Genomic DNA, 24357 nt, shown 5'->3' with positions numbered 1-24357 from the left:
ATCCGTGTCGACTCCAGCCCGTTCGCCGCTCGCGCATGGCTCGCGGCGAACGGGCTGGAGTCGACACGGATCGTGGATGCCACGGGCATCGACGAGCGCAACACGAGCACGCCGCGCGACCTCATCGCCCTGGGCCGGCTCGCGGAGGCGAATCCGGCGATCGCGGCGATCGTCGCGATGCCCTCCATCTCGCTTCCGGGCGGGCCCGGGTTCGTGACGAACACGAACGACCTCCTCGGCACCGAGGGGATCCGCGGACTCAAGACCGGAAACCTCGGCGAAGGCACGTTCAATCTGCTGTTCAGTTCGCTCCTCGACGTCGGGATCGGCCCGCCCCTGCAGATCACGGGCGTCCGTCTCGGCGGCGCGACGCACGACAGCACCGATCAGGACGTGACGACCCTGCTCCAGGACATCCGCGCCGGGTTCCACGATGTGCCGGTCGGGACCGTCGGCGACGAGGTCGGCGAGATCACCACCGCGTGGGGCTCGCGCGCCGACGTCGTCCTCGGTCGGACCGCCGCGCTGATGACGTGGTCCGACACCCCGGTCACCGCCGAGCTCGACGTCCAGACCCCCGAGCGCTACGCCGACGGCGAGTCGGTCGGCACGATCACCTGGACCGCCGGGCCGAACAGCGCGACCGCCGACGTGAAGATCTCGGGCGAGCTCGAGGAACCGACGCTCTGGTGGCGCCTGACGCACCCGGGCGAGCTGGGCTGATCAGCTCCGCCGCTTCTCGAACCGGAACATGAGGTCGGGCCCGCGCTCGTCGTCGTCGGCCGTCGTCGGGTGGGGGCTGTTCGGGTCAGGGTGGCCGGGGTGGAAGAACTCGACGATGTGGAACCCGCACCGGTTGACATAGAAGTGGATGTTGCGCGTGTCGAAGTACGGGGTCATCGTATCCCACACCTCGGCATCGGGGTAGTGCTCCTCGAGCGCGCGCCACGTCGCCGATCCCATTCCGGTGCCTTGCGTCGCGGTGTCGATGAACAACAGGTCGAGACCGCGGCGGCGTCCAGCGTCCTTCACGGAGACGACGGCTCCGCCGATGCTGCGCCCGTCGATCAGCACGTTCCAGGATTCGGCTCCGGGCGCGTCGATGGACTCCCGTATCTCCCCGACCGAGATGACGGGCTCCGAGCCGTCGTGACCGGGAGCCGTCTCGGCACCCTCGGTAAACGCCTTCTGGAGGCGGGCGATGAAGGCGGGCTCTTCTGCCGGCTCGAGCGGACGCAGTTGCACGGTTGTCACGAGGCGATTCTCCCCTGCCTGCCGGCGCTCGTTCCCCCCTCCACCGTTTCGATTCGCTCCGAACGACGAACCCGACGCCCATCGGCGGCTGAGGACCGCAGTCGAGCCTCCGGTCGAGTGACCGGGGGGGGCTCGGACGTGCGCGCGACACATACTGGGGTACGTGGACCTCCGACCGTCGCTCACCCCTCCTCGCATCGACACCGCGATCGTTCCGCGACTCGCCGCTCTCGTCAAGGAGATCGACCTCCTCCCTGACGGCGAGGCGGCGGCACAGATCGCGGGTGCCTGGGACGAGGGGCGGGAGATCGGCGAATACGACCCGTCCGCGGAGCAGATCGCGGAATGGCTGTTCGCGGTTCGGCTGTGGCCCGAAGGCTGACGCACGGGCCGATGGTTGCTCGTCAGCGCTCCGCTGAGACATCGGGCGCGTCCAGAGCGGTCGCCGCGCCCCCGCGCATCGCGAGGGCGGCGACCAGCGTCACCCCCAGCAGCACCGACAGATACGCGACGAAGCCGAAACCGCCCGCCGTGGCGTGGTAGACGAGCGGAGCGGTGCCGCCGAACAGCGAGTTGGCCACGGCGTACCCGAGGCCCACACCGAGGGCACGGATGTGGGCGGGGAAGACCTCCGCCTTGGCGATGCCGTTGACCGAGAGGTAACAGGTCAGAACCGCGAACGCGAGGACCAGGATGCCGAAGACCACCGCCGGCGACGTCACCCGGGCGGCCGCGGTCACGAGGAACCCCGCGCCCAGGACACCCGCTGCGCCGAAGGCGATGAGCAGAGGCTTGCGGCCGATCCGATCGCTCACCGCGCCGCCGAGCGGCTGCATCAGCATCAGGACGACGAAGGCCGCGAGCACGACCCCGGTCGTCGTGGACTCGGCCGCGTGCCCGCCCGCGGCGAAGGACGCCTCGCGGAGGACGGAGGGCACCGTGACCGTCGCGGTGTAGAACGCCGCGCTGCCTCCCGCCGTCAGCAGAATCACCCAGATGAGCGGCCGCCAGTGGTCGCGCAGCAACTCGGTCATCGTCGAGGCCGGCTTCGAGTTCGCGGGTGCGCCCGCGGCCGCGGAGCGCCGGAACCTGCGCGCCCACAGCAGCGATGCCAGACCGGCCGCGCCGCCCGCGACGAACGCGACCCGCCACCCCCACTCCGACACCGCCGCGCGATCGCTGATCAGCAGGAGCACCAGGAGCGTTCCCTGCGCGAGCACGAGACCGCCGACGATCGTGGTGGCCTGGAACGAGGCGAAGAATCCGCGGTGCCCCCGCGTGCCCGACTCCGACAACAACACCGTGGCCGCCGCGTACTCGCCCCCGGTGGCGACGCCCTGAACGACACTCACGACCACGAGGATCACGGCCGCCCACGCCCCGATCGCCCGTTCGGTCGGCGCGACCGCGAGAGCGACGGAACCCGCGGACATCAGGGTGACCGCGGCGACGAGTGCCCGCTGCCTTCCCCGGGTGTCGGCGAGCCGGCCGAACAGCCACGAGCCGACCGGCCGCACGACGAAGGTCACGGCGAACAGGGCGTACACATAGAGCAGCGAGTCCGGTGAGTCGGGATCGAAGAACTCGGTACGGAAATACGGGGCGAAGATCGCGTAGACGTAGAGGTTGAACCACTGGACGAGGTTCGGCACGGAGCCCGCGAGGATGGCCCGCACCCGCGCCCGGCGCTCCGGAGTCGACCCCGGTGCGGCCGTGGGGGTGGTTTTCACGCGCCGACTCTAGCGAAGGTCGTCGCGGGAGCGGCCACTGAACTGTGGGCCGGTGCCGTGGGCCGGTGCCGTGAAGCGCGGGAGCCGATGCCGCGCAGAACCAGACCGCAAGACGCTCCGGCGCATCAACCAGTTGCTCGCCGATACCCTCCACGAAGACCCGTTCGAGGGCATCGGTAAGCCGGAGCCGCTGAAACACGCATTGGCCGGCGTGTGGTCGCGCCGCATCGACGAGGCGAATCGGCTCGTCTACATCGCCGACGACACGCACGTCACCGTGCTGCAGGCGCGATACCACTACTGACATCGGCGACGATCAGACCTCAGCCTTCGGCCGCACCCAGCTCAGCTCCGAGCGGCCACGGCTCGTACCAGACGTCGGCGAACGCCGACACCTCGTCAGCGAGCCGTGCCGCGATGCCCTCCCCCGCCGCGCGCCACGCCTCGCAGGATGCCGCGTCCTTCCACCCGTCGAACGGGTCGAAGTTGGCCTCCCACAGGGCGTTCCACGCGGCGATGTCGCGACGGAGCGCATCGGACAGCCCATAGTCGTCGGGCGTCGTCGTGTACCCGACGTCCCACGTCGATCTCGAGTCCTCCCAGAGCGGCCAATCCCGGCCGTAGTCGGGGAACAGCCGGATGGAACGTCGCGCCGGAGGGGTTCCGCTCATGGCCGGGAGCCTACGTCAGGAGCCTGCTCAGTTGTTGAAGCGGGACTCCATCGAATCACGGTCAAGCCACCCTGAGCGGAGTGATCGACGCGATCTGCTCCCCCGCGAGGTCCTCGGCGCGGTCGAGCTCGTAGTGACTCTGCAGATTGATCCAGAACTCCGCCGACGTGCCGAAGTACTTCGCCAGGCGCAGTGCCGTGTCCGCGCTGATTCCACGCTTGCCGTGAACGATCTCGTTGATCCGCCTTGGTGGCACACCGATGGCCACCGCAAGGCGGTTCTGCGTGATGTCGAACCCGTTGATGAAGTCCTCCATGAGCACCTCGCCCGGGTGAATCGGGGGAATCTTGTCAGTGATAGTCAACGATCTGCACCTCCTCTGGCCCAGCATCGGTCCACACGAAGCAGATCCGCCACTGGTCGTTGATCCTGATGCGGTACTGACCGACCCGAGCACCCTTGAGCGCTTCGAGCCGGTTGCCTGGGGGAACATGGAGATCATTAAGCGACTCCGCAGACCCCACCTGACGAAGCTTGCGCAGTGCCACCGAATGAATCCGAGGATCGATCGACGGCACCCGCTCACGACGCCACAGTCGCTCGGCGTCCTTGCTCCCGAACGATCTGATCACGCGACCAGCATATAACGCAATGCGTTATTGACGCCAGGCGTTAAGCCGTGCGCCCCACGCCCGTCTGCGTGAACACGCCAGCTGAGTTTCGGAGTGGGACTCCGCTCAGTTGTTGAAGCGGAACTCCACCACGTCGCCGTCCTGCATGACGTAGTCCTTGCCCTCGAGGCGGGCTTTGCCCTTCGCACGGGCCTCGGCGACCGAGCCGAGCTCGATGAGGTCGGCGAACGAGATGACCTCGGCCTTGATGAAGCCCTTCTCGAAGTCGGTGTGGATGACGCCGGCCGCCTGCGGAGCCTTCGCACCCTGAGGGATCGTCCACGCGCGCGCTTCCTTGGGCCCGGCGGTGAGGTAGGTCTGCAGGCCCAGCGTGTCGAAGCCGATTCGTGCGAGCTGGTCGAGACCCGACTCGTCCTGGCCGGTGGACGCCAGCAGCTCCGCGGCATCCTCGGGGTCGAGGTCGATCAGTTCCGACTCGATCTTGGCATCCAAGAACACGGCCTTCGCCGGCGCGACCAGCGCGGACAGCTCATCCTTGCGGGACTGGTCGGTGAGAACGGCCTCGTCGACGTTGAAGACGAAGATGAAGGGCTTCGCGGTCAACAGACCCAGTTCGCGAATCGGCGACAGGTCGAGACCGGATGCCGAGAGCAGCACGCCCCGCTGGAGCGCGTCCTCCGCGGCCCTGGCGGCATCGAGCACCGAGGGGTCGAGCTTCTTGCCCTTGACCTCTTTCTCGTAGCGCGTGATGGCCTTCTCGAGCGTCTGGAGGTCGGCGAGCTGCAGCTCGGCGTTGATCGTCTCCATGTCGCTCGCGGGGTTCACCTGCCCGTCGACGTGGACCACGTCGTCGTCGGCGAATCCGCGGACGACCTGGGCGATGGCATCCGCTTCACGAATGTTCGCGAGGAACTGGTTGCCCAGCCCCTCCCCCTCGCTGGCGCCACGAACGATGCCGGCGATGTCGACGAACGACACCGCGGCGGGCACGAGACGCTCGCTGCCGAACACGTCGGCGAGCTGCTGCAGCCGCACATCGGGAAGGTTCACGACCCCGACGTTGGGCTCGATGGTGGCGAACGGGTAGTTCGCCGCGAGCACCGAGTTCTTGGTCAGGGCGTTGAAGAGAGTGGACTTTCCCACATTGGGAAGGCCGACGATTCCGATGGTAAGAGCCACGGGAGTCCAGGTTACCCGGCCCGCGCCGCCCTCACCGCGTCAGAGACGCCGCGCGCGGAACGCATGGGTCACGTACGGCAGGTCGACCGCTCCCCCGTCGGCGAGTCCCGGGACGGATGCCACGACCCCGTCGACCTCGGCGTCGATGCGCGCGCGCTCCTCGGCGGATGCCGTGATGATGTCGCTCCGAGAGAAGACGAGGTCGCGCAGCTGGGCCAGGGTGATGCGGCGGCTCCAGGTCCACGTGCGGTGCTCGAGGTCGACGAGCGGCTCGGCGATCCGCGGCCCGCCGTCGGCGAGAAGCCGTTCGGCGTTCGACGTCCCGATCACCCGGGTGAGGCTGCGCACCCAGTCGACACGCTCGTCGCGGATGTTCCACACCAGTCCGAGCACTCCGCCGGACCGCAGCGCACGGGCGATCTCGCGGGATCCCGCGTCCGGATCCACCCAGTGCCACGCCTGTCCCATCACCACGGCGTCGAGGGCCGAGTCGGGCAGCGGCAGACGCTCGGCGGTACCGGCGAACGTCGGGATGCCGCGGACGTTCTCGCGCAACGACGCCAGCATCGCGGCATCCGGATCGATCGCCACGACGTCGGCACCGAGCTCGACGACCGCGCGGGTGAGCTTGCCGGTACCGGCGCCCACGTCGGCGACGCGCAGCGCCCGGCCGGGCTCGCGGACCGGCGCGAGCATCCACGCCACCGCCTCGGCCGGATACTCGGGCCGCCCCGACTCGTAAGCCGCGGCCGCCTGCCCGAACGACGTCGACTTCTGGCGTTCCGTCATGCCTCGACCCTATGCCGGGTGCCCGCTGTCCGCGCGGGCGCCTCCCGCAGCCGTACCGTGCGGCGGAGTCGGCAGGGGACACGCCGATTCCGGATGCCAGGAGTCGGCGTGCCACCCGCACGACGACCCACCGCCCGGCGGTCACCGTCGACGGCCCGCGGCGCGACGAGACCGATCCCGCGTCGGACGGCGTGCCGTCCCGGCCGGACGGGGAGGTCGAGCGAGGGTGGAGGCGTGGCACTGGACTTCACCGCGATCGACTTCGAAACGGCGAACTCCAGTGGTGCGTCTGCGTGTGCAGTGGGGCTCGCCCGCGTCCGCGACGGACGGGTCGTGGCCACTGCTGCCTGGCTCATCAAGCCGCCGGCCGGGCACGACGACTTCGCCGCGATCAACGTCGGCATCCACGGCATCCGTCCGTCCGACGTCGTCGACGCGCCGGACTGGAGCACGCAGCTGGCTCGGCTGACCGCCTTCGCCGGGGCGGACGTGCTCGTCGCCCACAACGCGGGCTTCGACATGTCGGTGCTGCGCCGTGCGTGCGCCGCGACCGGCGACGACTGCCCCTCCTACCACTATCTCTGCAGCGTCCAGATGTCGCGGAAGACCTACACCCTCGACTCCTACCGCCTGCCGCTCGTCGCGGCCGAGGCCGGATGCTCGCCGTTCGCGCACCACGACGCCCTCGCCGACGCCGTCGCGTGCGCCGAGATCACGATCGACTGCGCCCGGCGCGCCGGTGCCGCCGATGTGCACGCCCTCACCGCGCACCTCGGCGTGCGGGTCTCGCAGATCCAGGCGGAACGCCGCCTCGAGCGCGCCGTCGCCTGACCCGCCCGCCACTTCCGGGCGATGTCGGAGGCCTGCGGCACACTGAGCACATGGATGCCATCGCCCTGATCCTCGCGATCCTCGCCCTCGCGATCGGTGCCGGCGCGGGCTGGTTCCTCGGTGCCGCGCGGGCCACCTCGCGCGCCGCGACCGAGCGGATCGCTCTCGCCTCACGCGTCGCCGCCGCCGATGCCGTGCTCGTCGGGGCACAGGCCCAGCTCGACCATCAGACGACCCTGTACCGCGACCTCGTGGGTCAGACACGCGCCGATCAGGCCGCGCGCGAGGAGCGCGAACGCCGCGAGCAGACGGTCCTGCGCGCGCTCGATCCCGTGCGCGAGACCCTCGACGCGATGCAGCGCAAGGTCGACGGCCTCGAGCGCGACCGCGTCGAGCAGTACTCCGCGCTGGGCGAGCAGTTGCGACTCTCGCGTGAGGCCGACGAGGCGCTCCGCGCCACGACCGAGTCCCTCGCTTCGGCGATGCGCTCGGGCAGCACGCGCGGCGTCTGGGGCGAGACGCAGCTGCGCCGGGTCGTCGAGGCCGCGGGCCTCACGCGCTACGTCGACTTCGACCTGCAGTCCTCGATCACCTCCGACGCCGGCGCGGGGCGCCCCGACATGGTCGTGCGCCTCCCCGGGGGCAAGGCTCTCGCGGTGGATGCCAAGGTCCCCCTCGACGCCTACCTCCAGGCCAGCGCGATCCCGGTGACCGCCCCGGGCGACGAGGGCGCGCGCCGGGCGGCCCTCCTGACCAAGCACACCCGGGCCGTGCGCGCACACGTCGACGCGCTCGCCCGCAAGACGTACTGGGCGGGGCTCTCGACCAGCCCCGAGTTCGTGATCTGCTTCCTGCCGAGCGAGTCGCTGCTCTCCGCGGCCCTCGACGACGACCCGACGCTGCTCGAGTACGCGTTCGCGCGTCGCGTGGCCCTCGCGTCACCGGTGAACCTGTGGGCGGTCCTCAAGACCGTGGCCTTCACGTGGACGCAGCAGGACGTCTCCGACGAGGCGCGCACGTTGTTCGCACTCGGTACCGAGCTGTACGAGCGCGTAGGTGTACTCGCCGGTCACGCCGGCGATCTGCGGCGCGCGCTCGAGCGCACCGTCGACAGTTACAACCGCTTCGCCGGGTCGCTGGAGTCGCGCGTGCTCGTGACGGCGCGCAAGTTCCCCGGCATCGACGAAACGAAGCTCGACGCCGTGGACGCTCCCGCACCGCTCGAGGCGTCACCGCGCAGGTGGACGGCGCCCGAACTCATCGACGGCGCCGAGGACGACGGCGAGGCGACCGAACGCGGGCTCGCACACCGAGACGTGACGCATGCCGACCTCGGCGCGATCCGCGCACGGGCGGGAATCGCCGACGACGACTGAGCGCCGTCCGAGGATCAAGACCCGCCGGGAACCCAGCTGAGCAGGCTCACGACCGCGGCCGAAACAGCGACGAACGCGCCGACCATCCACCATGCGCTGATTTCGTGGCCCTCATCGCGGCGCTTGCGCAGCAGCACATCGGGACGACGCGCGGGGTCGAGAGCATCGGCGATGACCGCCTGTGCACCGGTCTGCGGTGCGGTTGAGTTCGTCGGAGCTGCCATGGAACGATCCCCCTTCGGGTCTCGGAAGAACGCAGCGTCGCCGTTGACACCTTCGACGATTCTGCCAGACACCCCCTCCCAGGGGAGTCACGCTTGCACAACGACACGCCCGGCTGTACCTGCATGCACCGAACTTCCGGACCCGCAGGCCCACCTGACTCAGGCCCACCTGACGAAACACCGCGAGACGGCATCCAACTGACGAATCCCCCGCAGTGTGCACGGGGGATGCCAGCGGGATGCAGTCTCAGCGGATCAGCGCCGCGCGCGGGCGTGCCGCGGGACGACGGTCAGAGCCACTTCGACGTGAGGTGCTCCGACGAGATCCGGCGGAGCGTCCCCGACGCACCGCGCAGCACGACGCTCTCGGTGTAGATGAAGTCGCCGTCGCGACGGACGCCCTGGACGAGCTGGCCGTCGGTCACACCGGTGGCCACGAAGATCGTGTTCTTCCCCTTGACGAGGTCGTCGGCCTCGTAGACCTCGCCGTCGAGCTTCAGACCGGCATCCCGGCCCTTCTGCTTCTCGTCGTCGGTGCGCGGCGCGAGGACGCCCTGGATGTGACCCCCCAGAGCCTTGATCGCACACGCGGTGACGATGCCCTCGGGGCTGCCGCCGATCCCGACGCACATGTCGGTCCGGGCGTTGTGTCGTGCCGCGTTGATGCCGCCGGCGACGTCGCCGTCACTCATGAGGCGCGTCCCCGCACCGGCTTCGCGGATGTCGGCGATGAGCTGCTCGTGACGCGGGCGGTTCAGCACCGACACGACGATCTCGTCGACCGACTTGCGGAGCGCCTTGGCCAGCAGTCGGATGTTCTCGCCGATGGGGAGGCGGATGTCGACGACGCCGACGCCCGCGGGTCCGGTGACGAGCTTGTCCATGTAGAAGACGCTCGAGGCGTCGAGCATCGTGCCGTGATCGGACACGGCGATGACCGACAGCGCGTTCTGTCGTCCGGCGGCCGTCAGGGAGGTGCCGTCGATCGGATCGACGGCGACGTCGCACCGGGGGCCGCGACCGCTGCCCACCCGCTCGCCGTTGTAGAGCATGGGGGCGTTGTCCTTCTCGCCCTCACCGATGACGATCGTGCCGTCGAAGTTGACGGTGCTGAAGAAGGCGCGCATCGCGTCGACGGCGGCGCCGTCGGCGGCCTCCTTGTCGCCGCGGCCGATGAACGGCACGGCGCGGATCGAGGCCGCTTCGGTGGCCCTCACCAGCTCGAGAGCCAGGTTCCGATCGGGGTGCAGAGGACTCATGTCGGACGTCAGGCTCACCATGAGCCCCACTGTAGCCAGCGAGACTGTGACAACCGCCGGTTTTTCCCGACGGGAGCCCGAAGGATTCATCGTTCTTAACGCCACGGCAGAACTGCGGCGATCCTCGCCCGGTCTCGGTGTCACGATCGGGTGCCTTCGCTAGAGTGACGGTGTCCCTGTCACGACCAAGGAGCACCTCCATGCCCGTCGCCACCCCTGAGCAGTATGCCGAGATGCTGGACCGCGCCAAGGCCGGCAGCTTCGCGTACCCCGCGATCAACGTCTCGAGCTCGCAGACCATCAACTCCGTGCTCCAGGGCCTGACCGAGGCCGGCTCGGACGGCATCCTGCAGGTCACCACCGGTGGCGCCGACTACTTCGCCGGTCACACCGTGAAGGCTCGCGCCACGGGCGCCCTCGCTTTCGCGAAGTACGTGACCGAGGTCGCCAAGAACTACCCGATCACGGTTGCGCTGCACACCGACCACTGCCCGAAGGACGCCCTGCCCGGTTTCGTCCTGCCGCTGCTGGAAGCCTCCGAGGAAGAGGTCAAGGCCGGGCGCAACCCGATCTTCCAGTCGCACATGTGGGACGGCTCGGCCGTGCCGCTCGACGAGAACATCGACATCGCCGCCGAGCTCCTCCCCCGCCTCAAGAACATCAACGCGATCCTCGAGATCGAGGTCGGCGTCGTCGGTGGCGAAGAGGACGGCGTCCAGCACGAGGGCTCCAACGAGGCGCTCTACACGACGGTCGCCGACGTGACCAAGGCCGTCGAGCGCCTCGGTCTCGGCGAGAACGGCCGCTACATCTCGGCCCTCACCTTCGGCAACGTGCACGGCGTCTACAAGCCCGGCGGCGTGAAGCTGCGTCCCGAGCTGCTCGGTGAGATCCAGGAGGGCATCGCCGCCAAGTTCGGCACCGGCCCCAAGCCCCTCGACCTCGTCTTCCACGGCGGCAGCGGCTCGACCGATGAAGAGATCGCTCTCGCGGTCGCCAACGGCGTCGTCAAGATGAACATCGACACCGACACCCAGTACGCCTTCACCCGCTCGATCGCGGGCTACATGTTCTCGAACTACGAGGGCGTGCTGAAGGTCGACGGCGAGGTCGGCAACAAGAAGCAGTACGACCCGCGCGCGTGGGGCAAGGTCGCCGAGTCGGCGATGGCCGTCCGCGTCGTCGAGGCCACGAAGCAGCTCGGCTCCTTCGGCAAGTCCCAGGGCTGACGCCTCTCCCCGAACGCCCCGGCTCCGGCCGGGGCGTTCGTGCGTCCCGCGGGCCTCTCCCGCCCGCGAGACTGCACCTCCCTGACATCTCCCCTGCAGCCTGCCGTGGAGATGTCAGCCGGATGCAGTTTCGCGGGCATGGCCCGCCCCGGCCCCGCCGCAGCGCCGCGCGCTACGCGCGGTAGAGCTCGAGCACCGTCGGGGCGGCGGGTGGCGACGAGACGATCTCGACGGGGTCGCCGGCGCGCACCTCGCCGGCACGGCGGACACGCAGGTAGGCGCCGAGCCGTCCCTCGTCCGAGAAGCGCTTCACCCACCCACGACCCGTCGAACCGCCCACCCAGCGTGCGAAAGTGGCGCAGGGCGTGCGGGGCATCGTGACCTCGAGCTCGACGGTCTCGCCGATGCGCCACACCTCGCCGATGCGTGCCCCGTTCACGTCGATGCCCTCGAGGCGCAGGTTCTCGCCGAACCAGCCGGGGGCGAGCTCTCGCCCGAGCTCCCGCTCCCAGAACTCGGCGTCGTCCTGCGCGTAGGCGTACACCGCCTTGTCGGGACCGCCGTGGTGCTTGCGGCTGGCCTGCACGTCGGCGCGGACCCCGAGGGGTCCGATGCGCACCGCACCCTCGAGGGCGCGCTTGTCGATCGCGGTGACCCCCACCGATCCCGAGTCGGGACGCAGGGCGTGGACGGCGCAGACGGCGATGAGGCTCGGCATCCGTCGATGCTAGGGGCTGTCGAACTCCCGGCGCATCACGACGCGGTCGCCGTCGAGCGTCCGGATCTCGATCGAACCGATGCTCGAGGCGGCGACGTCGGTGCCCGCGCTCAACTCTGTTGTGGACCCCGGACCGGCGCGCCACGTCGAGAGCATCGTCGTGGCGCCGGCGTCGTCGGTGACCGCGAGCGCGTAGGGCCATCCCCCGGGCGGAGCGTCCAGCACCTCGCCGGTGTACTGGCAGACGAGGTCGATGCGTGTCCCCCACTCGACCGACGTCAGTTTGACCGACGCCTCCAGCGGCGCCCCCGCGACGTCTTCGAGGGCGTACACGGTGCCGCCGGCGTCGTCCGCGGGGGCCGTGAGCGCCAGCACGCTCGGCACCGCGATCACGAGCAGGGCGGCCGCCGCGGCCCCCACCCACAGCGCCACCGTGCGACGACGACGGCGGCGCGCGGTCCGCACGAGCCGCCCGCGGAGGGCAGGGTGCGGAGCCATCGGCGCTGCGGCCGGCGCGGGGTCGGTGGAATCGATCGCTCGGGCCCGCTCGGGCGACAGGCGCGAGAGCAGACCGGCGGTGGGCGCGAGTTCGGCGACGGCAGCGCGGCAGAGGGCGCACCCGCCGAGGTGCCGCTCGTACTCGGCGCGATCCGCAGCGGACAGCGCGCCGAGGACGTATGCCCCGTCCCACGTGGCGAACCGCTCGTGTGCGGCGTTCATCGCGTCACCCCTCTCTCTTGCAGGGCGAGCCGCAGCGCGCGCACGGCGTAGTGCAGACGCGACTTGACGGTCCCGGCGGGAATCCCCAGCTCTTCGGCGGCCTGTGCCACGCTCCGGCCGCCGTAATAGGCCGCGACGATGACGGCCCGGTGGTCGGGCGTCAGGGTCGCGAGGGCCTCTTCGACGAGCAGCGCGTCGAACATGGCATCCGTGTCGTCGCCGCCGGCGGTCTCGGGAAGCTCGTCGACGGTGTGCTCGTGACGCCGGCGGGCGCTGCGCGCGTCGTCGATGACGATGTTGCGCGCCACCGTGAACATCCACGACCGCAGGGTCGACGGGTCGTCGGCCATGATGCGCGGCGTCCGCCACGCCCGCAGCAACGTCTCTTGCACGACGTCGTCGGCGCCCGCGTGGTCGCCGGTCAGGCTGACGACGTAGCGCCAGACGGGGGCGGCGTGCGCGTCGTACAGCGCCGTCAACTGCGCGTGATCGTCTCGCACCGCCGATCCCCTCCTGTCGTCCTCAAGAGAACACGGGATGCCGGGTCCGTCGGTTCAGTTGGTGACGGCGCCCGTGAGAGCCGAGAGGAAGGCGGGGTCGGCCATCAGCGCGATCGTGATGCACACACCGGCCAGGAGCGTCGTCGCGACGAAGCCCACCAGCGGCACCCAGAACGCCACGCGCCCGCGGCGCAGCCGCCGCCACGTCAGAGCGGCCGTGACGAGATACCCCACGCCGTACACGACCGACGCGACGGCACCCCAGACGAAGCCCGCCGACAGAGCGGTGTACGTCGCGTCGACCCCGAGGATCTGCGCCGCGCGCTCGGCGTATCCGGGAAAGTCCAGGAGCTGCACGATCGTGGAGATGACCGAGACGAGTCCGTAGACCAGCAGCACGAACGTGACGACACGGTCGGCGAGGGGTCCACGCGCACGGGGTGCGGCGGGAGCGACCGTCGGCTCCGGCTCGGGCTCCGGAGCGACCCCCGACTGGAGCGCCTCGGTGACCTCGGGATGCTGGATCCGGGCGCGCTGCTCCTCGGGGGTGGCGTACTCGCCGTACTGCGGTCGCGGGCGCGACTCCGCGTCACTCACGCGCGACCCCGGCCGCCCAGGGCGCGCTGGTCGCGCTTGCCCGACGAGTCCTGACGCAGCTCCTTGGGGAGCGAGAACATCAGGTCCTCCTCCGCCGTCCGGACCTCTTCGACGTCGCGGTAACCGGCACCGGCGAGTTCTTCGAGCACCTCGGTGACGAGGACTTCGGGTACCGACGCGCCGCTCGTGACGCCCACCGTCTCGACACCCTCGAGCCACTCCTGCCGAACCTCGTCGACGTAGTCGACGCGGTAGGCGGCCTTGGCGCCGTACTCGAGCGCCACCTCGACCAAGCGGACGCTGTTGGACGAGTTGGCCGATCCGACGACGATCACGAGGTCGGCGCCGACGGCGACCTTCTTGATCGCGACCTGACGGTTCTGGGTGGCGTAGCAGATGTCGTCGGACGGCGGATCCTGCAGTTCGGGGAAGCGCACACGCAAGCGGCGGACCGTCTCCATCGTTTCATCGACCGAGAGCGTGGTCTGCGAGAGCCACACGACCTTCGACGGGTCGCGCACCTCGACGGTGTCGGCGTGCTCCGGCGAGTTGACGACGGTGACGTGCTCGGGGGCCTCGCCCGCCGTGCCCTCGACCTCTTCGTGGCCCTCGTGGCCGATGAGCAGGATCTCGAAGTCGTCGCGGGCGAAGCGGACCGCCTCACGGTGCACCTTGGTCACGAGCGGGCACGTCGCGTCGATCGCCTGGAGGTGCCGATCGGATGCCGCGGACACGACCGCGGGTGAGACCCCGTGGGCGCTGAAGACGACGTGCGAACCCTCGGGTACCTCGTCGACCTCTTCGACGAAGATCGCGCCCTTCTTCTCGAGCTCGGTGACGACGTGGATGTTGTGCACGATCTGCTTGCGCACGTACACCGGCGCCCCGTAGCGCTCGAGGGCCTTCTCGACGGCGATCACCGCCCGGTCGACACCGGCGCAGTAACCGCGGGGCGCGGCCAACAGCACCTTCTTCTGTCCGTGGACCGGGATATCCTGGAGCCGCCCGCGTCGACCCGGGATACGGGGAACGGGCAGGTGGACGGCAGGTGAGCTCACCCCTCGATTCTACGGGGGCGCCCCTGGACGACGGCCGAACCGCCACCATCGACCCGTACGAGAGACCATGACCTCCTTCCGACCCGACGCCGTCGAGGGCCTCACGCCCCCGGCGGACTCCGTTCATCCCCGTGAGTCGACGACGGACGCGCCGACCTCGGTCTCGCGACTGAACGACACGATCCGCGGGTTCATCGAACGGTGGGGATCCGTCTGGGTCGAGGGCGAGATCACCTCGTTCAACCGGCGCGGCGGGAACGTGTTCGGCCGCATGAAAGACCTCGGCACCGATTCGACGGTGGCGTTCCGGATCTGGTCGAGCACGCTGGCTCGGCTGCCGAAAGACCTGCAGGTCGGCGACCACGTCGTCGCGTGCGTCAAGGCGGACTACTTCCCCCGCACGGGCGACTTCTCGTTCGCGGTCTCGGCGATGCGGCACGTGGGCCTGGGCGAACAGCTCGAACGTCTCGAACGCCTGCGCGCGCAGCTGCGGTCCGAGGGGCTGTTCGACCCCGCGCGCAAGAAGAAGCTGCCCTTCCTCCCGCACTGCATCGGTCTCATCACGGGCGAGAACTCGGATGCCGAGAAGGACGTGCACCGCAACGCCGAGCTGCGGTGGCCCCAGGTGCGCTTCCGCACCCGGTACGCCGCGGTGCAGGGCGACCGCTGCGTGCCCGAGACGCTCGCCGCGCTGACGGCGCTGGATGCGGACCCCGACGTCGACGTCATCGTCATCGCGCGCGGCGGCGGCGATCCGCAGACGCTCCTCGGCTTCAGCGACGAGCGACTCGTGCGCGCGGTGGCCGCGGCATCCACCCCGATCGTGAGCGCCATCGGCCACGAGAACGACCGTCCGCTGCTGGACGACGTGGCCGACGTCCGCGCCTCGACGCCGACCGACGCGGCCAAGCGCATCGTGCCCGACGTGAGCGAGCAGCGCGCGGCGGTCGCCCAACTCCGGGCGCGCCTGACCGGTCGACTCACCCAGCGGGTGCTGCACGACATCGCCCAGCTCGAGCAGTTGCGTTCGCGCCCGGCGCTGCGGACTCCGCACACGATGCTGACCGCCCGCGCGCAAGACGTGTGGATGCTCTCGACCCGGGGCCGCGACGTCGTCGACCGCCGACTGCAGGCCGAGGAGCGCCGCACCCGCGAGCTGCGCGCGTCGCTGCGCGCGCTGTCGCCCGAGGCCACCCTGGCGCGAGGCTATGCGATCGCCCAGGTCGAGGGCGGCGGGATCGTGCGCGACGCGACGCAGGCGCCGGCGGGAGCACGCGTCGTCGTGACCGTCGCCGACGGCGCTTTCGGCGCCTCCTCCACAGGTCCGATCGATCCCACGGACTCCTCGTCCGACGGCGGCCGCACCGCCGGTCCCGCCTAAGATGGATGCCATGACCGCGACGCCCTCCGGCCCCTCCGCCGACGTGGCGTCCCTGTCGTTCGAGCAGGCGCGTGACGAGCTCGTCCGCGTGGTCGCCGAACTCGAGCAGGGCTCTCCCACTCTGGAGGAGTCGCTCGCGCTGTGGGAACGCGGCGAGCAGCTCTCCGCCCGATGCGAAGAGTGGCTGCTGGGCGCGAAGCGGCGTCTCGATGCCGCGCGCGGCGAAGGCGAGGAGTCCTGATGGCCCGCGTCGTCGCCGAGCTCGGTCGTCCCGAGACTCCGGACGAGACCGCAGCCCGCAAGGCCGAGTCCTCCCGCCGCTACCGCTCGAGCAAGACGTTCCGCAACCTGATCGCGGCGCTCCTCGTGACCGTCGCCGTCGTGCTGGTCGTGATCGCCGCCGTCCCGCGCGGAGAACCGGCGCCGCGCCCACAGCCCGACGTCCCCGCTCTCGCCGCCGAGCTGTCCGACGACCTCGGCCGCCCCGCCCTCTCCCCCGCTCTGCCCGACGGCTGGCGCGTGAACCAGGCGATGACCGAGGGCCAGGGCGGCGTCGAGGCGTGGACCATGGTCTACGTGCGCTCGGGCGAGTCCGGCTTCGTCCGTGTGGCCCAGGGCCTGGACACCGGCGAGGAGTGGGTCGCCCAGATCCTCGGCGGAGCGCGCAGCACCGAGACGATCGAGATCGACGGCCTCGACTGGGCCGTCTACCGCCCGAGCGACCCCGAGCGCGCCGGCAACATCAGCTACGCCCTGTCCACTCCCGCCGGGCCCGATCAGGTCCTGATCTACGGGGATGCCAGTCCCGAGACCACCGCGATCGCCGCGGCATCCGTCACCGCCCAGGTCCGCGAACTGAGAGAGATCCCGTGAACGATCGCATGACTCCCCGCGACGTGTGGAGCCAGATGCTCGAGGGCAACCGGCGTTTCGTCTCCGGCGCGCCCGCCCACCCGCGGCAAGACGTCGAGCGCCGCACCGAGCTGGCGAGTTCGCAGCACCCCACGGCCGCCCTCTTCGGATGCTCCGACTCGCGGCTGGCGGCGGAGATCATCTTCGACCAGGGCCTGGGCGATCTGTTCGTCGTACGCAACGCCGGTCAGGTCATCTCCGACTCCGTCATCGGCAGCCTCGAGTACGCCGTCGGCGTGCTGGAAGTGCCGCTCATCGTCGTCCTCGCGCACGACGCGTGCGGCGCCGTGGGTGCAGCCATCGACAGCACCGGAATCGACGCGCCGACGCTCCCCGCCTACATCTGGCGTCAGATCGCCCCGATCGTGCCCGCGGTCCGCCGTGTCCAGCGCACCGAGGCCGCTGCCGGCCGCGGTACCGAGCGCGTCGACCCCGAACTCGTGGGCCGCGAACACCTGCGCCACACGGTCTCCGACCTGCTGCGCGCGTCCGAGCTCATCAGCGAGGCCGTGGCCGACGGCCGCGTCGCGGTCGTGGGTGCCAACTACCGACTCGACGACGGGGAAGCCGTCCCCGTCGTGAGCGTCGGCGACGTGGACGAGTCCCACGCCGCCTGAGACCGAACGAAACGATCTGGAGGAACGACGACGTGACCGACATCGAGTACCGCATCGAGCACGACACCATGGGTGAGGTGCGGGTGCCGAAGGACGCCCTCTACGCCGCGCAGACGCAGCGCGCGGTCGAGAACTTCCCCATCTCGGGTTCGGGCCTGGAATCGACGCAGATCGCGGCGCTCGCCCGCATCAAAAAGGCCGCCGCACTGGCCAACAAAGATCTCGGCACCCTCGACCCGCGCGTGGCCGACGCCATCGCCCAGGCCGCCGACGAAGTCATCACCGGCGCGTACGACGCCCACTTCCCGGTCGACACCTACCAGACCGGCAGCGGCACCTCGTCGAACATGAACATGAACGAGGTGCTGGCGACCCTCGCCACGCGCATCCTCGGCGACACGGTGCACCCCAACGACCACGTCAACGCGTCGCAGTCCTCGAACGACGTCTTCCCGACGTCCGTGCACATCGCCGTGACCCAGGCGCTGATCGACGATCTCATCCCCGCCCTCGACCACCTCTCGGTGGCGCTCGAGGCCAAGGCCGAGGCGTGGAAGGGCATCGTCAAGTCCGGTCGCACGCACCTCATGGATGCCACGCCCGTCACTCTCGGCCAGGAGTTCGGCGGCTACGCCCGCCAGATGCGCCTCGGCATCGAGCGCGTGCAGGCCGTCCTCCCCCGCGTCGGCGAGGTCCCCCTCGGCGGCACCGCCGTGGGCACGGGGATCAACACTCCTCTCGGCTTCCCGCAGAAGGTCATCGAGCTGCTCGCGGCCGAGACCGAGCTGCCGATCACCGAGGCGAAGGACCACTTCGAGGCCCAGGCCAACCGCGACGGTCTCGTCGAGGCATCCGGCGCTCTCCGCACGATCGCGGTGTCGCTGACGAAGATCAACAACGACATCCGCTGGATGGGCTCGGGCCCCAACACGGGTCTCGGTGAGCTGCACATCCCCGACCTGCAGCCGGGATCGTCGATCATGCCGGGCAAGATCAACCCGGTCGTCCCCGAGGCGACGCTCATGGTGTGCGCCCGGGTCATCGGCAACGACGCCACGGTCGCGTGGGCCGGCGCATCGGGCTCGTTCGAGCTGAACGTCGCCATCCCGGTCATGGGGACGGCGCTGCTGGAGTCGATCCGACTGCTCTCCAACGCCATGCGCGTCCTGGCCGACAAGACCATCGACGGCCTGGAGGCCAACGTCGCGCGCGCCGAGGCGTTCGCCGGGATGTCGCCGTCGATCGTCACCCCGCTCAACAAGGTGATCGGCTACGAGGCCGCCGCCAAGATCGCCAAGCACGCCGTCGCCAAGGGCATCACGGTGCGCGAGGCCGTCATCGACCTGGGCTACGTCGAGCGCGGCGAGATCACCGAAGAGGTGCTCGACGCCAAGCTCGACCTGCTCTCGATGACCCACCCTGGCTGAGCCGAACCGCGCACGACGCCGGGGAGCGCCATAATCAGAGGATGATCCGCCCTACGAGAGCCGTCTCGGCACGGGTGCGGCTCCTCGGGGCGATCCTCGGCGTCGTGCTGGTCGGACTCATCGTGGCCGGAAGTGTCACGTTCTTCGTGCAGAGCGAGCGCGTCCTCGCCAACGCGCAGCGCCAACTCGACGGCTTCGTCTCGACCGTCTCGGTGTCGGCCCAGGATCCGGCGGATCTCGTCGCGGCAGCCGTTCCGGGGCGCACCGATGCCACGCTGGCCCTGAGCGGCGGCACGGTGCTGGCCTCCACCCCTGCACCGCCGGGGGTCCCCCTGACCGCGGATGCCGCGTTCCTCGATGCCCTTCGCGCCGCGCTCGAGCGCGGTGAGACGCGCGGCCGCCTCGACAGCACTCTCGGCCCGGTGCTCTACGCGGCGGTGCCCGCCGGCGACGCCACGATCGTGCAGGCCGTCGCCATTGACGAGCGCATGGAGCTGGTGAGCCTGTCGACCACGACGTATGCCCTCACCGGGGCGGTGGTGCTCCTGGCCGTCGCCGTGGCCGGCTGGTTCGTCACCGGGCGGCTCTTCTCGCCCCTGCGCAAGCTCCGCGACACCACCGACGCGATCACCATCGCCGATCTCGGCACCCGCGTCTCCGCCCACGGCAACGACGAGATCTCCGACCTGACCGCCTCGGTGAACTCCATGCTGGACCGCCTGTCGATGTCGGTGGAATCGCAGCGACAGTTGCTCGACGACGTCCGGCACGAGCTCAAGACACCGATCACGATCGTGCGCGGTCACCTCGAGACGATGAACCCCACCGATGCGCGCGACGTCATCGAGACGCGCGACCTCGGCATCGCCGAGCTGGACCGGCTCTCGCGCCTCGTCGACGACATCGACGCCCTCGCCGACGTGGAGGCGGGATCGCTCTCCACCGGGGTCGTGGACGTGGGCGCCCTGACCGACCGCATGGGCGAGTTGGTCGCAGCCCTCCCCGAGCACACCTGGACGATCGAGGCCCGCGGCCGGGGCCGCATCGTCGGCGACCACGACCGACTGGTCCAGGCGTGGCTGCAACTGGCGGACAACGCCGCCAAGTACACCCCCGCCGGCAGCCCGATCGAGATCGGCAGTTCCACCGATGGCACGACCGCGAGCCTGTGGGTGCGCGACCACGGGCCCGGCATCCCTCCCGCCGCGCGGCACCGGGTGTTCCGGCGGTTCGATCGCGTCTCGACGCGCCGCGGCGTCGACGGCTCCGGCCTGGGCCTGTCGATCGTGGATGCCATCGCCAAGGCGCACGACGGGCATTGCAGCATCGCGGACACTCCGGGCGGGGGCGCGACCCTGACGCTGCACGTCCCGCTGGGTGGCGCGCACACGCCCGCCGACCTGCCGACGCCGGTGCGCGCCGGTGACGTCGTCCTGCAGAGAGAGGCCACCGGATGACTCGCATCCTCATCGCCGAAGACGAGGAACGCATCTCGGCGTTCGTGGCCAAGGGATTGGAATCGGCCGGCTACCAGACGCTCATCGTCGACGACGGCGCCGAGGCACTGGAGACCGCGTTGTCCGGCGACGTCGATCTCGTTCTGCTGGACGTGGGTCTGCCGACGATGGACGGATTCGAAGTGCTGCGGAGTCTGCGCGGTCAGGGGGCCTCGATCCCGGTGATCATGCTCACGGCACGGACGAGCACGCGCGACACCGTCGACGGTCTGGATGCGGGGGCGAACGACTACGTCGCGAAACCGTTCAAGTTCGACGAGCTGCTCGCGCGCGTGCGTTCCCGTCTGCGGGAACCGGTGAGCCTCGGGAGCATCACCATCGCGCACGGGGACGTCTCGTTGGACGTGCTCACCCGTCGTGCCTCGGTCGCCGGTCGGGAGATCGATCTCAGCGCGCGCGAGTTCGCCCTGGCGGAGGAGTTCGTCAGCCACGCGGGCCAAGTGCTCAGTCGGGAACAGCTGCTCAGTCGTGTCTGGGGACTCGACTTCGACCCCGGGTCCAACGTCGTCGACGTCTACGTCCGCTACTTGCGGGCGAAGTTCGGCGCCGGTCGCATCGCCACCGTGCGCGGTGCCGGCTACCGCTGGCAATAACCGCGCCGACAACCCAAAAGCCCCCGGTCGGGGGGTACCGGGGGCTGGGGGATCGTCCGTGGCGGTCTTCCGCCGTACCCGAAACGTCGGTGACCTGCGCGGCAGGACGATCTCGTTTTCTTTTGTGGGGGGAACCGCCGGGGCGGTGACGAGGTTTCCCTCGCCGGTGATTCCACTGTGACGGCTTCGTGTGAGAACGCCGGGAGGTGCAGATGAGAAACCTCTCATCTCGAGAGCCCCCGAACGTCGAAGGGCCGGGATGCGTGGCATCCCGGCCCTTCGATCGGTGGTCAGGACAGCTCGGCCGCCTCCAGCAGACCCGTCACGAGGGCGGCGATCGCCGAACGCTCGGAACGGGTCAGGGTGACGTGGCCGAAGAGCGCGTGACCCTTCAGCGTCTCGATGACCGACGCGACGCCGTCGTGCCGCCCGACGCGCAGGTTGTCGCGCTGCCCGACGTCGTGCGTGAGAACGACGCGGGAGTTCTGCCCGATACGGCTCAGTACCGTCAGGAGCACGTTGCGCTCGAGGGACTGGGCCTCGTCGACGATCACGAACGCGTCGTGCAGCGAGCGGCCACGGATGTGGGTGAGCGGCAGCACTTCGAGCAGACCCCGCGCCACGACCTCTTCGAGGACGTTGCCCGACACGACCGAGCCGAGCGTGTCGAAGACGGCCTGACCCCACGGGTTCATCTTCTCGGCCTGGTCACCGGGCAGGTAGCCGAGCTCTTGTCCCCCGACGGCGAAGAGCGGTCGGAACACGATGATCTTCTTCTGCTGCTGCCGCTCCAGCACGGCCTCCAGCGCCGCGCACAGCGCGAGCGCCGACTTGCCGGTACCGGCACGGCCACCGAGCGAGACGATCCCGACCTCGGGATCGAGCAGCAGGTCGAGGGCGATGCGCTGCTCGGCGGAGCGCCCGTGCAGCCCGAACGCGTCACGGTCGCCGCGGACGAGGCGGAACTCTCCGTCACCGGTGACGCGGCCCAGCGCCGAGCCGCGCTCGGAGTGGATGATCAGGCCCGTGTTGACCGGAAGCCCGACGACGTCGTCGCTCGAGGCCACCTCCGCCTCGTACAGGTCGCTCAGGTCGTCGCCCGAGACGTCGATCGAGGCGATCCCCGTCCAGCCGGAGTCCATGGCCTGCTCGGCGAGGTACTCCTCGGCCGAGAGACCGAGGGATGCCGCCTTGACGCGCATCGGCAGATCCTTCGACACCACGGTGACCTCGGCGCCGTCCCGCGCGATGTTCATCGCGACGGCGAGGATGCGGCTGTCGTTGTCGCCCAGGCGCATGCCCGAGGGCAAGACCGACGGGTCGGTGTTGTTCAGTTCGACACGGAGCGTCCCGTCGTCGCCGACGGGGACCGGGAAGTCGAGTCGGCCGTGCTCGATGCGCAGTTCGTCGAGGTGGCGCAGCGCCTGCCGCGCGAAGTAGCCGATTTCGGGATCGTGGCGTTTGCCCTCGAGTTCGGTGATCACGACGACCGGGATGACGACGGAGTGCTCAGCGAAGCGGAAGAACGCGCGCGGATCGCTCAGCAGTACCGAGGTATCCAGGACGTAGGTGCGCAAAGCCTGGTCGGCTGAGGCATCGATTTCCGAAACAGTGCTCTCGACGACGTGACGCTGGTCGTACGGTGCTCGTGCAGTCACAACCCACTCCCGACCCGGGTGTCTCACCCGGCTGTCACGAGTCGACCTGTGGGTCACGAGTCGCGATCCGAAGGCCGACTCGATCGGGCTCCGTGCCCGATGACCTCACCGTAAGGCCTGACGCCGGATGCCAGGGGCGCGAACACGCCCGGAAAAGTGACGAGTGCGTTAACGCTGATGACGGCTCATTGTCCGAACCGTCGGTCGCGCGCAGAGAAGTCGCGGATGGCCCGGAGGAAGTCCACCTCGCGCAGATCGGGCCCCAGCGCCTCGACGAAGTAGAACTCCGAATGCGCGGACTGCCAGAGCAAGAAGTCGCTGAGACGCTGCTCGCCCGACGTGCGGATCACGAGGTCGGGGTCGGCCTGGCCGCCGGTGTACAGGTGCTCCCCGATCTGCTCCGGCGTGAGGCTGGCGGCCAGCTCCTCGAGCGATCCGCCCTGCTCGTCGTGCTTCGCGATGATGCTGCGCACCGCGTCCACGATCTCGCTGCGCCCGCCGTACCCGACGGCGAGGTTCACGTGCAGACCGGTGTGCGAACGGGTGCGTTCGGTGACCTCGTGCAGCACCTCGGCGAGGGCCGGCGGCAGGTCGTCGGAGCGGCCGACGTGCTGCACCCGCCAGTCGGGCTCGTGGGAGAGCTCGCCCGCGAGCTCCGCGATGATGTCGATGAGGTCTTCGAGCTCCCGCGAATCGCGCTTGCGCAGATTGTCGTTGGAGAGCAGATACAGGGAGACGACCTGGATGCCGAGATCGTCGCACCACCGTAAGAACTCGTGCATCTTCGCGGCGCCGGCGCGGTGACCGTGCGCCGCGCTGTCGAAACCGAGCTGCCGCGCCCATCGGCGGTTGCCGTCGATCATCATGGCCACGTGGTGCGGAACGGTGCCGGGCATCCGGCGACGAAGGCGCGAGATGTACAGACGATAGAGGGGCCCTCGCCCCTCGTTCTTCCGCACGCGCGCCACCCGGCTACGCTACCGCGTCCGGCCCCGGGAACACCGAGAGGATGACGCATACGCGCCGCACGGGCGGGGAGATCGGCATGTGCCGACGGGGGTATGCGGGGAGACGTAGGGTCGAGGGGTGACGCTCTCCCCCACTGGCGACGGACCCGAAATGCCCCAGCTCCCCCTCTTGGAGGCCGGGGCCGTCGGAGCGCAGGACGATCTCAAGCCGACGTGGCGCGGCTGGATCCATGCGGGGACGTTCCCCGTGGCGATCGCCGCCGGAATCGTGCTCATCTGCCTCGCCCAGGGCGCCCCCGCGAAGTGGGCCTCCGCGGTGTTCATGGCGACCTCGATGCTGCTGTTCGGAAACTCCGCGCTCTACCACCGGTTCAACTGGAAGCCCCGCACGCGGGCCGTGCTCAAGCGCATCGACCACGCCAACATCCTGCTGCTGATCGCGGGCACCTACACCCCTCTCGCCGTTCTCGCGCTGCCGACGCCCAAGACCGTGCTGCTGCTGTCGATCGTGTGGAGC

At 69.9% G+C, this 24357-nt stretch carries 29 protein-coding genes and 1 pseudogene; 14 read left to right on the top strand and 16 right to left on the bottom strand.

All coding sequences use genetic code 11. The features are described from left to right. Nucleotides 1–723 (top strand): annotated as a pseudogene (locus LQV45_RS03910) (D-alanyl-D-alanine carboxypeptidase); the annotation flags it as partial. Here LQV45_RS03910 and LQV45_RS03905 read toward each other — a convergent pair. Further along, nucleotides 724–1254 (bottom strand): GNAT family N-acetyltransferase, encoded by a 531-nt coding sequence (locus tag LQV45_RS03905; protein WP_230005837.1) that lies wholly within the window; start codon nucleotides 1252–1254, stop codon nucleotides 724–726. Between the two features lie 163 nt (nucleotides 1255–1417). On the opposite strand from LQV45_RS03905, the gene LQV45_RS03900 reads away from it, so the two are divergent. Then, nucleotides 1418–1636, top strand: a complete 219-nt coding sequence (locus LQV45_RS03900) for a hypothetical protein (RefSeq protein WP_230005836.1) — start codon at nucleotides 1418–1420, stop codon at nucleotides 1634–1636. Between the two features lie 22 nt (nucleotides 1637–1658). On the opposite strand, the gene LQV45_RS03895 is transcribed toward LQV45_RS03900, so the two are convergent. Beyond that, nucleotides 1659–2984, bottom strand: coding sequence for an MFS transporter (locus LQV45_RS03895; RefSeq protein WP_230005835.1), 1326 nt, complete (start codon nucleotides 2982–2984; stop codon nucleotides 1659–1661). Between the two features lie 52 nt (nucleotides 2985–3036). On the opposite strand from LQV45_RS03895, the gene LQV45_RS03890 reads away from it, so the two are divergent. Continuing rightward, nucleotides 3037–3288, top strand: a complete 252-nt coding sequence (locus tag LQV45_RS03890) for a Txe/YoeB family addiction module toxin (RefSeq protein ID WP_230005834.1) — start codon at nucleotides 3037–3039, stop codon at nucleotides 3286–3288. Nucleotides 3289–3307: 19 nt separating this feature from the next. Here the strand turns inward: LQV45_RS03890 and LQV45_RS03885 are convergent, their stop codons facing one another. From LQV45_RS03885 to LQV45_RS03865, 5 genes are all read right to left on the bottom strand, one after another. Next, a complete protein-coding gene (locus tag LQV45_RS03885; protein ID WP_230005833.1) occupies nucleotides 3308–3655 on the bottom strand; it encodes a hypothetical protein in 348 nt (115 codons plus the stop codon). 61 nt (nucleotides 3656–3716) lie between these two features. Further along, the gene (locus LQV45_RS03880; RefSeq protein WP_230005832.1) at nucleotides 3717–4019 is read right to left on the bottom strand and encodes a HigA family addiction module antitoxin; all 303 of its coding nucleotides are present in this window, start codon (nucleotides 4017–4019) and stop codon (nucleotides 3717–3719) included. Beyond that, nucleotides 4006–4287, bottom strand: a complete 282-nt coding sequence (locus tag LQV45_RS03875) for a type II toxin-antitoxin system RelE/ParE family toxin (protein WP_290370202.1) — start codon at nucleotides 4285–4287, stop codon at nucleotides 4006–4008. The genes LQV45_RS03880 and LQV45_RS03875 overlap by 14 nt, the downstream gene beginning before the upstream one ends. A 105-nt stretch (nucleotides 4288–4392) precedes the next feature. Next, the gene (gene ychF / locus LQV45_RS03870) at nucleotides 4393–5466 is read right to left on the bottom strand and encodes a redox-regulated ATPase YchF (protein WP_230005831.1); all 1074 of its coding nucleotides are present in this window, start codon (nucleotides 5464–5466) and stop codon (nucleotides 4393–4395) included. A gap of 39 nt (nucleotides 5467–5505) precedes the next feature. Next, nucleotides 5506–6255, bottom strand: a complete 750-nt coding sequence (locus LQV45_RS03865) for a class I SAM-dependent methyltransferase (protein ID WP_230005830.1) — start codon at nucleotides 6253–6255, stop codon at nucleotides 5506–5508. A gap of 234 nt (nucleotides 6256–6489) precedes the next feature. Here LQV45_RS03865 and LQV45_RS03860 point away from each other — a divergent pair, with 234 nt between their 5' ends. Both LQV45_RS03860 and LQV45_RS03855 read left to right on the top strand, forming a co-directional pair. Next, nucleotides 6490–7086 (top strand): 3'-5' exonuclease, encoded by a 597-nt coding sequence (locus LQV45_RS03860; RefSeq protein WP_230005829.1) that lies wholly within the window; start codon nucleotides 6490–6492, stop codon nucleotides 7084–7086. Between the two features lie 50 nt (nucleotides 7087–7136). After that, nucleotides 7137–8462 carry a DNA recombination protein RmuC gene (locus LQV45_RS03855; protein WP_230005828.1) on the top strand — a complete coding sequence of 442 codons (1326 nt, stop codon included), beginning with the start codon at nucleotides 7137–7139 and terminating at the stop codon, nucleotides 8460–8462. A gap of 14 nt (nucleotides 8463–8476) precedes the next feature. Here LQV45_RS03855 and LQV45_RS03850 read toward each other — a convergent pair whose 3' ends face one another. Then, a complete protein-coding gene (locus LQV45_RS03850; protein WP_230005827.1) occupies nucleotides 8477–8686 on the bottom strand; it encodes a UDP-N-acetylmuramyl pentapeptide phosphotransferase in 210 nt (69 codons plus the stop codon). A gap of 290 nt (nucleotides 8687–8976) precedes the next feature. Next, the gene (gene glpX / locus LQV45_RS03845) at nucleotides 8977–9966 is read right to left on the bottom strand and encodes a class II fructose-bisphosphatase (RefSeq protein WP_230005826.1); all 990 of its coding nucleotides are present in this window, start codon (nucleotides 9964–9966) and stop codon (nucleotides 8977–8979) included. 179 nt (nucleotides 9967–10145) lie between these two features. Here glpX and fbaA point away from each other — a divergent pair, with 179 nt between their 5' ends. After that, nucleotides 10146–11174: a class II fructose-bisphosphate aldolase gene (fbaA, locus tag LQV45_RS03840; RefSeq protein WP_138173605.1), complete on the top strand. Its 1029-nt coding sequence runs from the start codon at nucleotides 10146–10148 to the stop codon at nucleotides 11172–11174. Nucleotides 11175–11346: 172 nt separating this feature from the next. Here fbaA and LQV45_RS03835 read toward each other — a convergent pair whose 3' ends face one another. The 5 genes from LQV45_RS03835 to LQV45_RS03815 are packed head-to-tail and all read right to left on the bottom strand — an operon-like array spanning nucleotide 11347 to nucleotide 14767. After that, the gene (locus tag LQV45_RS03835; protein ID WP_230005825.1) at nucleotides 11347–11892 is read right to left on the bottom strand and encodes an MOSC domain-containing protein; all 546 of its coding nucleotides are present in this window, start codon (nucleotides 11890–11892) and stop codon (nucleotides 11347–11349) included. A 9-nt stretch (nucleotides 11893–11901) separates the two neighbouring features. Continuing rightward, on the bottom strand, nucleotides 11902–12612 hold the full coding sequence (locus tag LQV45_RS03830; protein ID WP_230005824.1) for an anti-sigma factor: 711 nt from the start codon (nucleotides 12610–12612) through the stop codon (nucleotides 11902–11904). Then, a complete protein-coding gene (locus tag LQV45_RS03825) occupies nucleotides 12609–13112 on the bottom strand; it encodes a sigma-70 family RNA polymerase sigma factor (RefSeq protein WP_230005823.1) in 504 nt (167 codons plus the stop codon). Before LQV45_RS03825 ends, LQV45_RS03830 begins: the two co-directional genes overlap by 4 nt. 54 nt (nucleotides 13113–13166) lie before the next feature. Continuing rightward, nucleotides 13167–13709, bottom strand: a complete 543-nt coding sequence (locus LQV45_RS03820; RefSeq protein WP_230005822.1) for a DUF6264 family protein — start codon at nucleotides 13707–13709, stop codon at nucleotides 13167–13169. Then, nucleotides 13706–14767: a 4-hydroxy-3-methylbut-2-enyl diphosphate reductase gene (locus LQV45_RS03815; RefSeq protein WP_171024220.1), complete on the bottom strand. Its 1062-nt coding sequence runs from the start codon at nucleotides 14765–14767 to the stop codon at nucleotides 13706–13708. The genes LQV45_RS03820 and LQV45_RS03815 overlap by 4 nt, the downstream gene beginning before the upstream one ends. A 67-nt stretch (nucleotides 14768–14834) precedes the next feature. Between LQV45_RS03815 and xseA the strand changes: the two genes are divergently transcribed. Genes xseA through LQV45_RS03780 form a run of 7 tightly spaced genes read left to right on the top strand, consistent with a single transcriptional unit; the run spans nucleotide 14835 to nucleotide 21214 of the window. Further along, nucleotides 14835–16148, top strand: a complete 1314-nt coding sequence (gene xseA / locus LQV45_RS03810; protein ID WP_230005821.1) for an exodeoxyribonuclease VII large subunit — start codon at nucleotides 14835–14837, stop codon at nucleotides 16146–16148. Between the two features lies 1 nt (nucleotide 16149). Next, nucleotides 16150–16389: an exodeoxyribonuclease VII small subunit gene (locus LQV45_RS03805; protein ID WP_374208138.1), complete on the top strand. Its 240-nt coding sequence runs from the start codon at nucleotides 16150–16152 to the stop codon at nucleotides 16387–16389. Continuing rightward, nucleotides 16389–17021 carry a DUF4245 family protein gene (locus tag LQV45_RS03800; RefSeq protein ID WP_230005819.1) on the top strand — a complete coding sequence of 211 codons (633 nt, stop codon included), beginning with the start codon at nucleotides 16389–16391 and terminating at the stop codon, nucleotides 17019–17021. Before LQV45_RS03805 ends, LQV45_RS03800 begins: the two co-directional genes overlap by 1 nt. A gap of 8 nt (nucleotides 17022–17029) precedes the next feature. Next, on the top strand, nucleotides 17030–17677 hold the full coding sequence (locus LQV45_RS03795) for a carbonic anhydrase (RefSeq protein ID WP_230005839.1): 648 nt from the start codon (nucleotides 17030–17032) through the stop codon (nucleotides 17675–17677). Between the two features lie 32 nt (nucleotides 17678–17709). Continuing rightward, a complete protein-coding gene (locus LQV45_RS03790) occupies nucleotides 17710–19104 on the top strand; it encodes an aspartate ammonia-lyase (RefSeq protein WP_230005818.1) in 1395 nt (464 codons plus the stop codon). A 41-nt stretch (nucleotides 19105–19145) separates the two neighbouring features. Next, nucleotides 19146–20561, top strand: coding sequence for a cell wall metabolism sensor histidine kinase WalK (locus LQV45_RS03785; protein WP_230005817.1), 1416 nt, complete (start codon nucleotides 19146–19148; stop codon nucleotides 20559–20561). Next, the gene (locus tag LQV45_RS03780) at nucleotides 20558–21214 is read left to right on the top strand and encodes a response regulator transcription factor (RefSeq protein ID WP_230005816.1); all 657 of its coding nucleotides are present in this window, start codon (nucleotides 20558–20560) and stop codon (nucleotides 21212–21214) included. The genes LQV45_RS03785 and LQV45_RS03780 overlap by 4 nt, the downstream gene beginning before the upstream one ends. A 290-nt stretch (nucleotides 21215–21504) precedes the next feature. On the opposite strand, the gene LQV45_RS03775 is transcribed toward LQV45_RS03780, so the two are convergent. Next, complete coding sequence (locus tag LQV45_RS03775) at nucleotides 21505–22872, bottom strand: PhoH family protein (RefSeq protein WP_230005815.1); 1368 nt, start codon at nucleotides 22870–22872, stop codon at nucleotides 21505–21507. A gap of 185 nt (nucleotides 22873–23057) precedes the next feature. After that, the gene (locus tag LQV45_RS03770; protein ID WP_374208137.1) at nucleotides 23058–23840 is read right to left on the bottom strand and encodes an isoprenyl transferase; all 783 of its coding nucleotides are present in this window, start codon (nucleotides 23838–23840) and stop codon (nucleotides 23058–23060) included. Nucleotides 23841–23991: 151 nt separating this feature from the next. Between LQV45_RS03770 and LQV45_RS03765 the strand changes: the two genes are divergently transcribed. After that, a partial coding sequence (locus LQV45_RS03765) for a hemolysin III family protein (protein WP_230005814.1) occupies nucleotides 23992–24357 on the top strand: 366 nt, incomplete at its 3' end.

Source organism: Microbacterium sp. Bi128 (genome assembly GCF_918698205.1).
This window is presented reverse-complemented; position numbering and strand designations above follow the sequence as displayed.

Excerpts from the sequence above, each read along its gene's own strand:
- LQV45_RS03885 (WP_230005833.1), bottom strand. The coding sequence starts at position 3,655 with ATGAGCGGAACCCCTCCGGCGCGACGTTCCATCCGGCTGTTCCCCGAC.
- LQV45_RS03865 (WP_230005830.1), bottom strand. The coding sequence starts at position 6,255 with ATGACGGAACGCCAGAAGTCGACGTCGTTCGGGCAGGCGGCCGCGGCT.
- LQV45_RS03855 (WP_230005828.1), top strand. The coding sequence starts at position 7,137 with ATGGATGCCATCGCCCTGATCCTCGCGATCCTCGCCCTCGCGATCGGT.
- LQV45_RS03850 (WP_230005827.1), bottom strand. The coding sequence starts at position 8,686 with ATGGCAGCTCCGACGAACTCAACCGCACCGCAGACCGGTGCACAGGCG.
- glpX (WP_230005826.1), bottom strand. The coding sequence starts at position 9,966 with ATGGTGAGCCTGACGTCCGACATGAGTCCTCTGCACCCCGATCGGAAC.
- fbaA (WP_138173605.1), top strand. The coding sequence starts at position 10,146 with ATGCCCGTCGCCACCCCTGAGCAGTATGCCGAGATGCTGGACCGCGCC.
- LQV45_RS03835 (WP_230005825.1), bottom strand. The coding sequence starts at position 11,892 with ATGCCGAGCCTCATCGCCGTCTGCGCCGTCCACGCCCTGCGTCCCGAC.
- LQV45_RS03830 (WP_230005824.1), bottom strand. The coding sequence starts at position 12,612 with ATGAACGCCGCACACGAGCGGTTCGCCACGTGGGACGGGGCATACGTC.
- xseA (WP_230005821.1), top strand. The coding sequence starts at position 14,835 with ATGACCTCCTTCCGACCCGACGCCGTCGAGGGCCTCACGCCCCCGGCG.
- LQV45_RS03805 (WP_374208138.1), top strand. The coding sequence starts at position 16,150 with ATGGATGCCATGACCGCGACGCCCTCCGGCCCCTCCGCCGACGTGGCG.
- LQV45_RS03800 (WP_230005819.1), top strand. The coding sequence starts at position 16,389 with ATGGCCCGCGTCGTCGCCGAGCTCGGTCGTCCCGAGACTCCGGACGAG.
- LQV45_RS03795 (WP_230005839.1), top strand. The coding sequence starts at position 17,030 with ATGACTCCCCGCGACGTGTGGAGCCAGATGCTCGAGGGCAACCGGCGT.
- LQV45_RS03785 (WP_230005817.1), top strand. The coding sequence starts at position 19,146 with ATGATCCGCCCTACGAGAGCCGTCTCGGCACGGGTGCGGCTCCTCGGG.
- LQV45_RS03780 (WP_230005816.1), top strand. The coding sequence starts at position 20,558 with ATGACTCGCATCCTCATCGCCGAAGACGAGGAACGCATCTCGGCGTTC.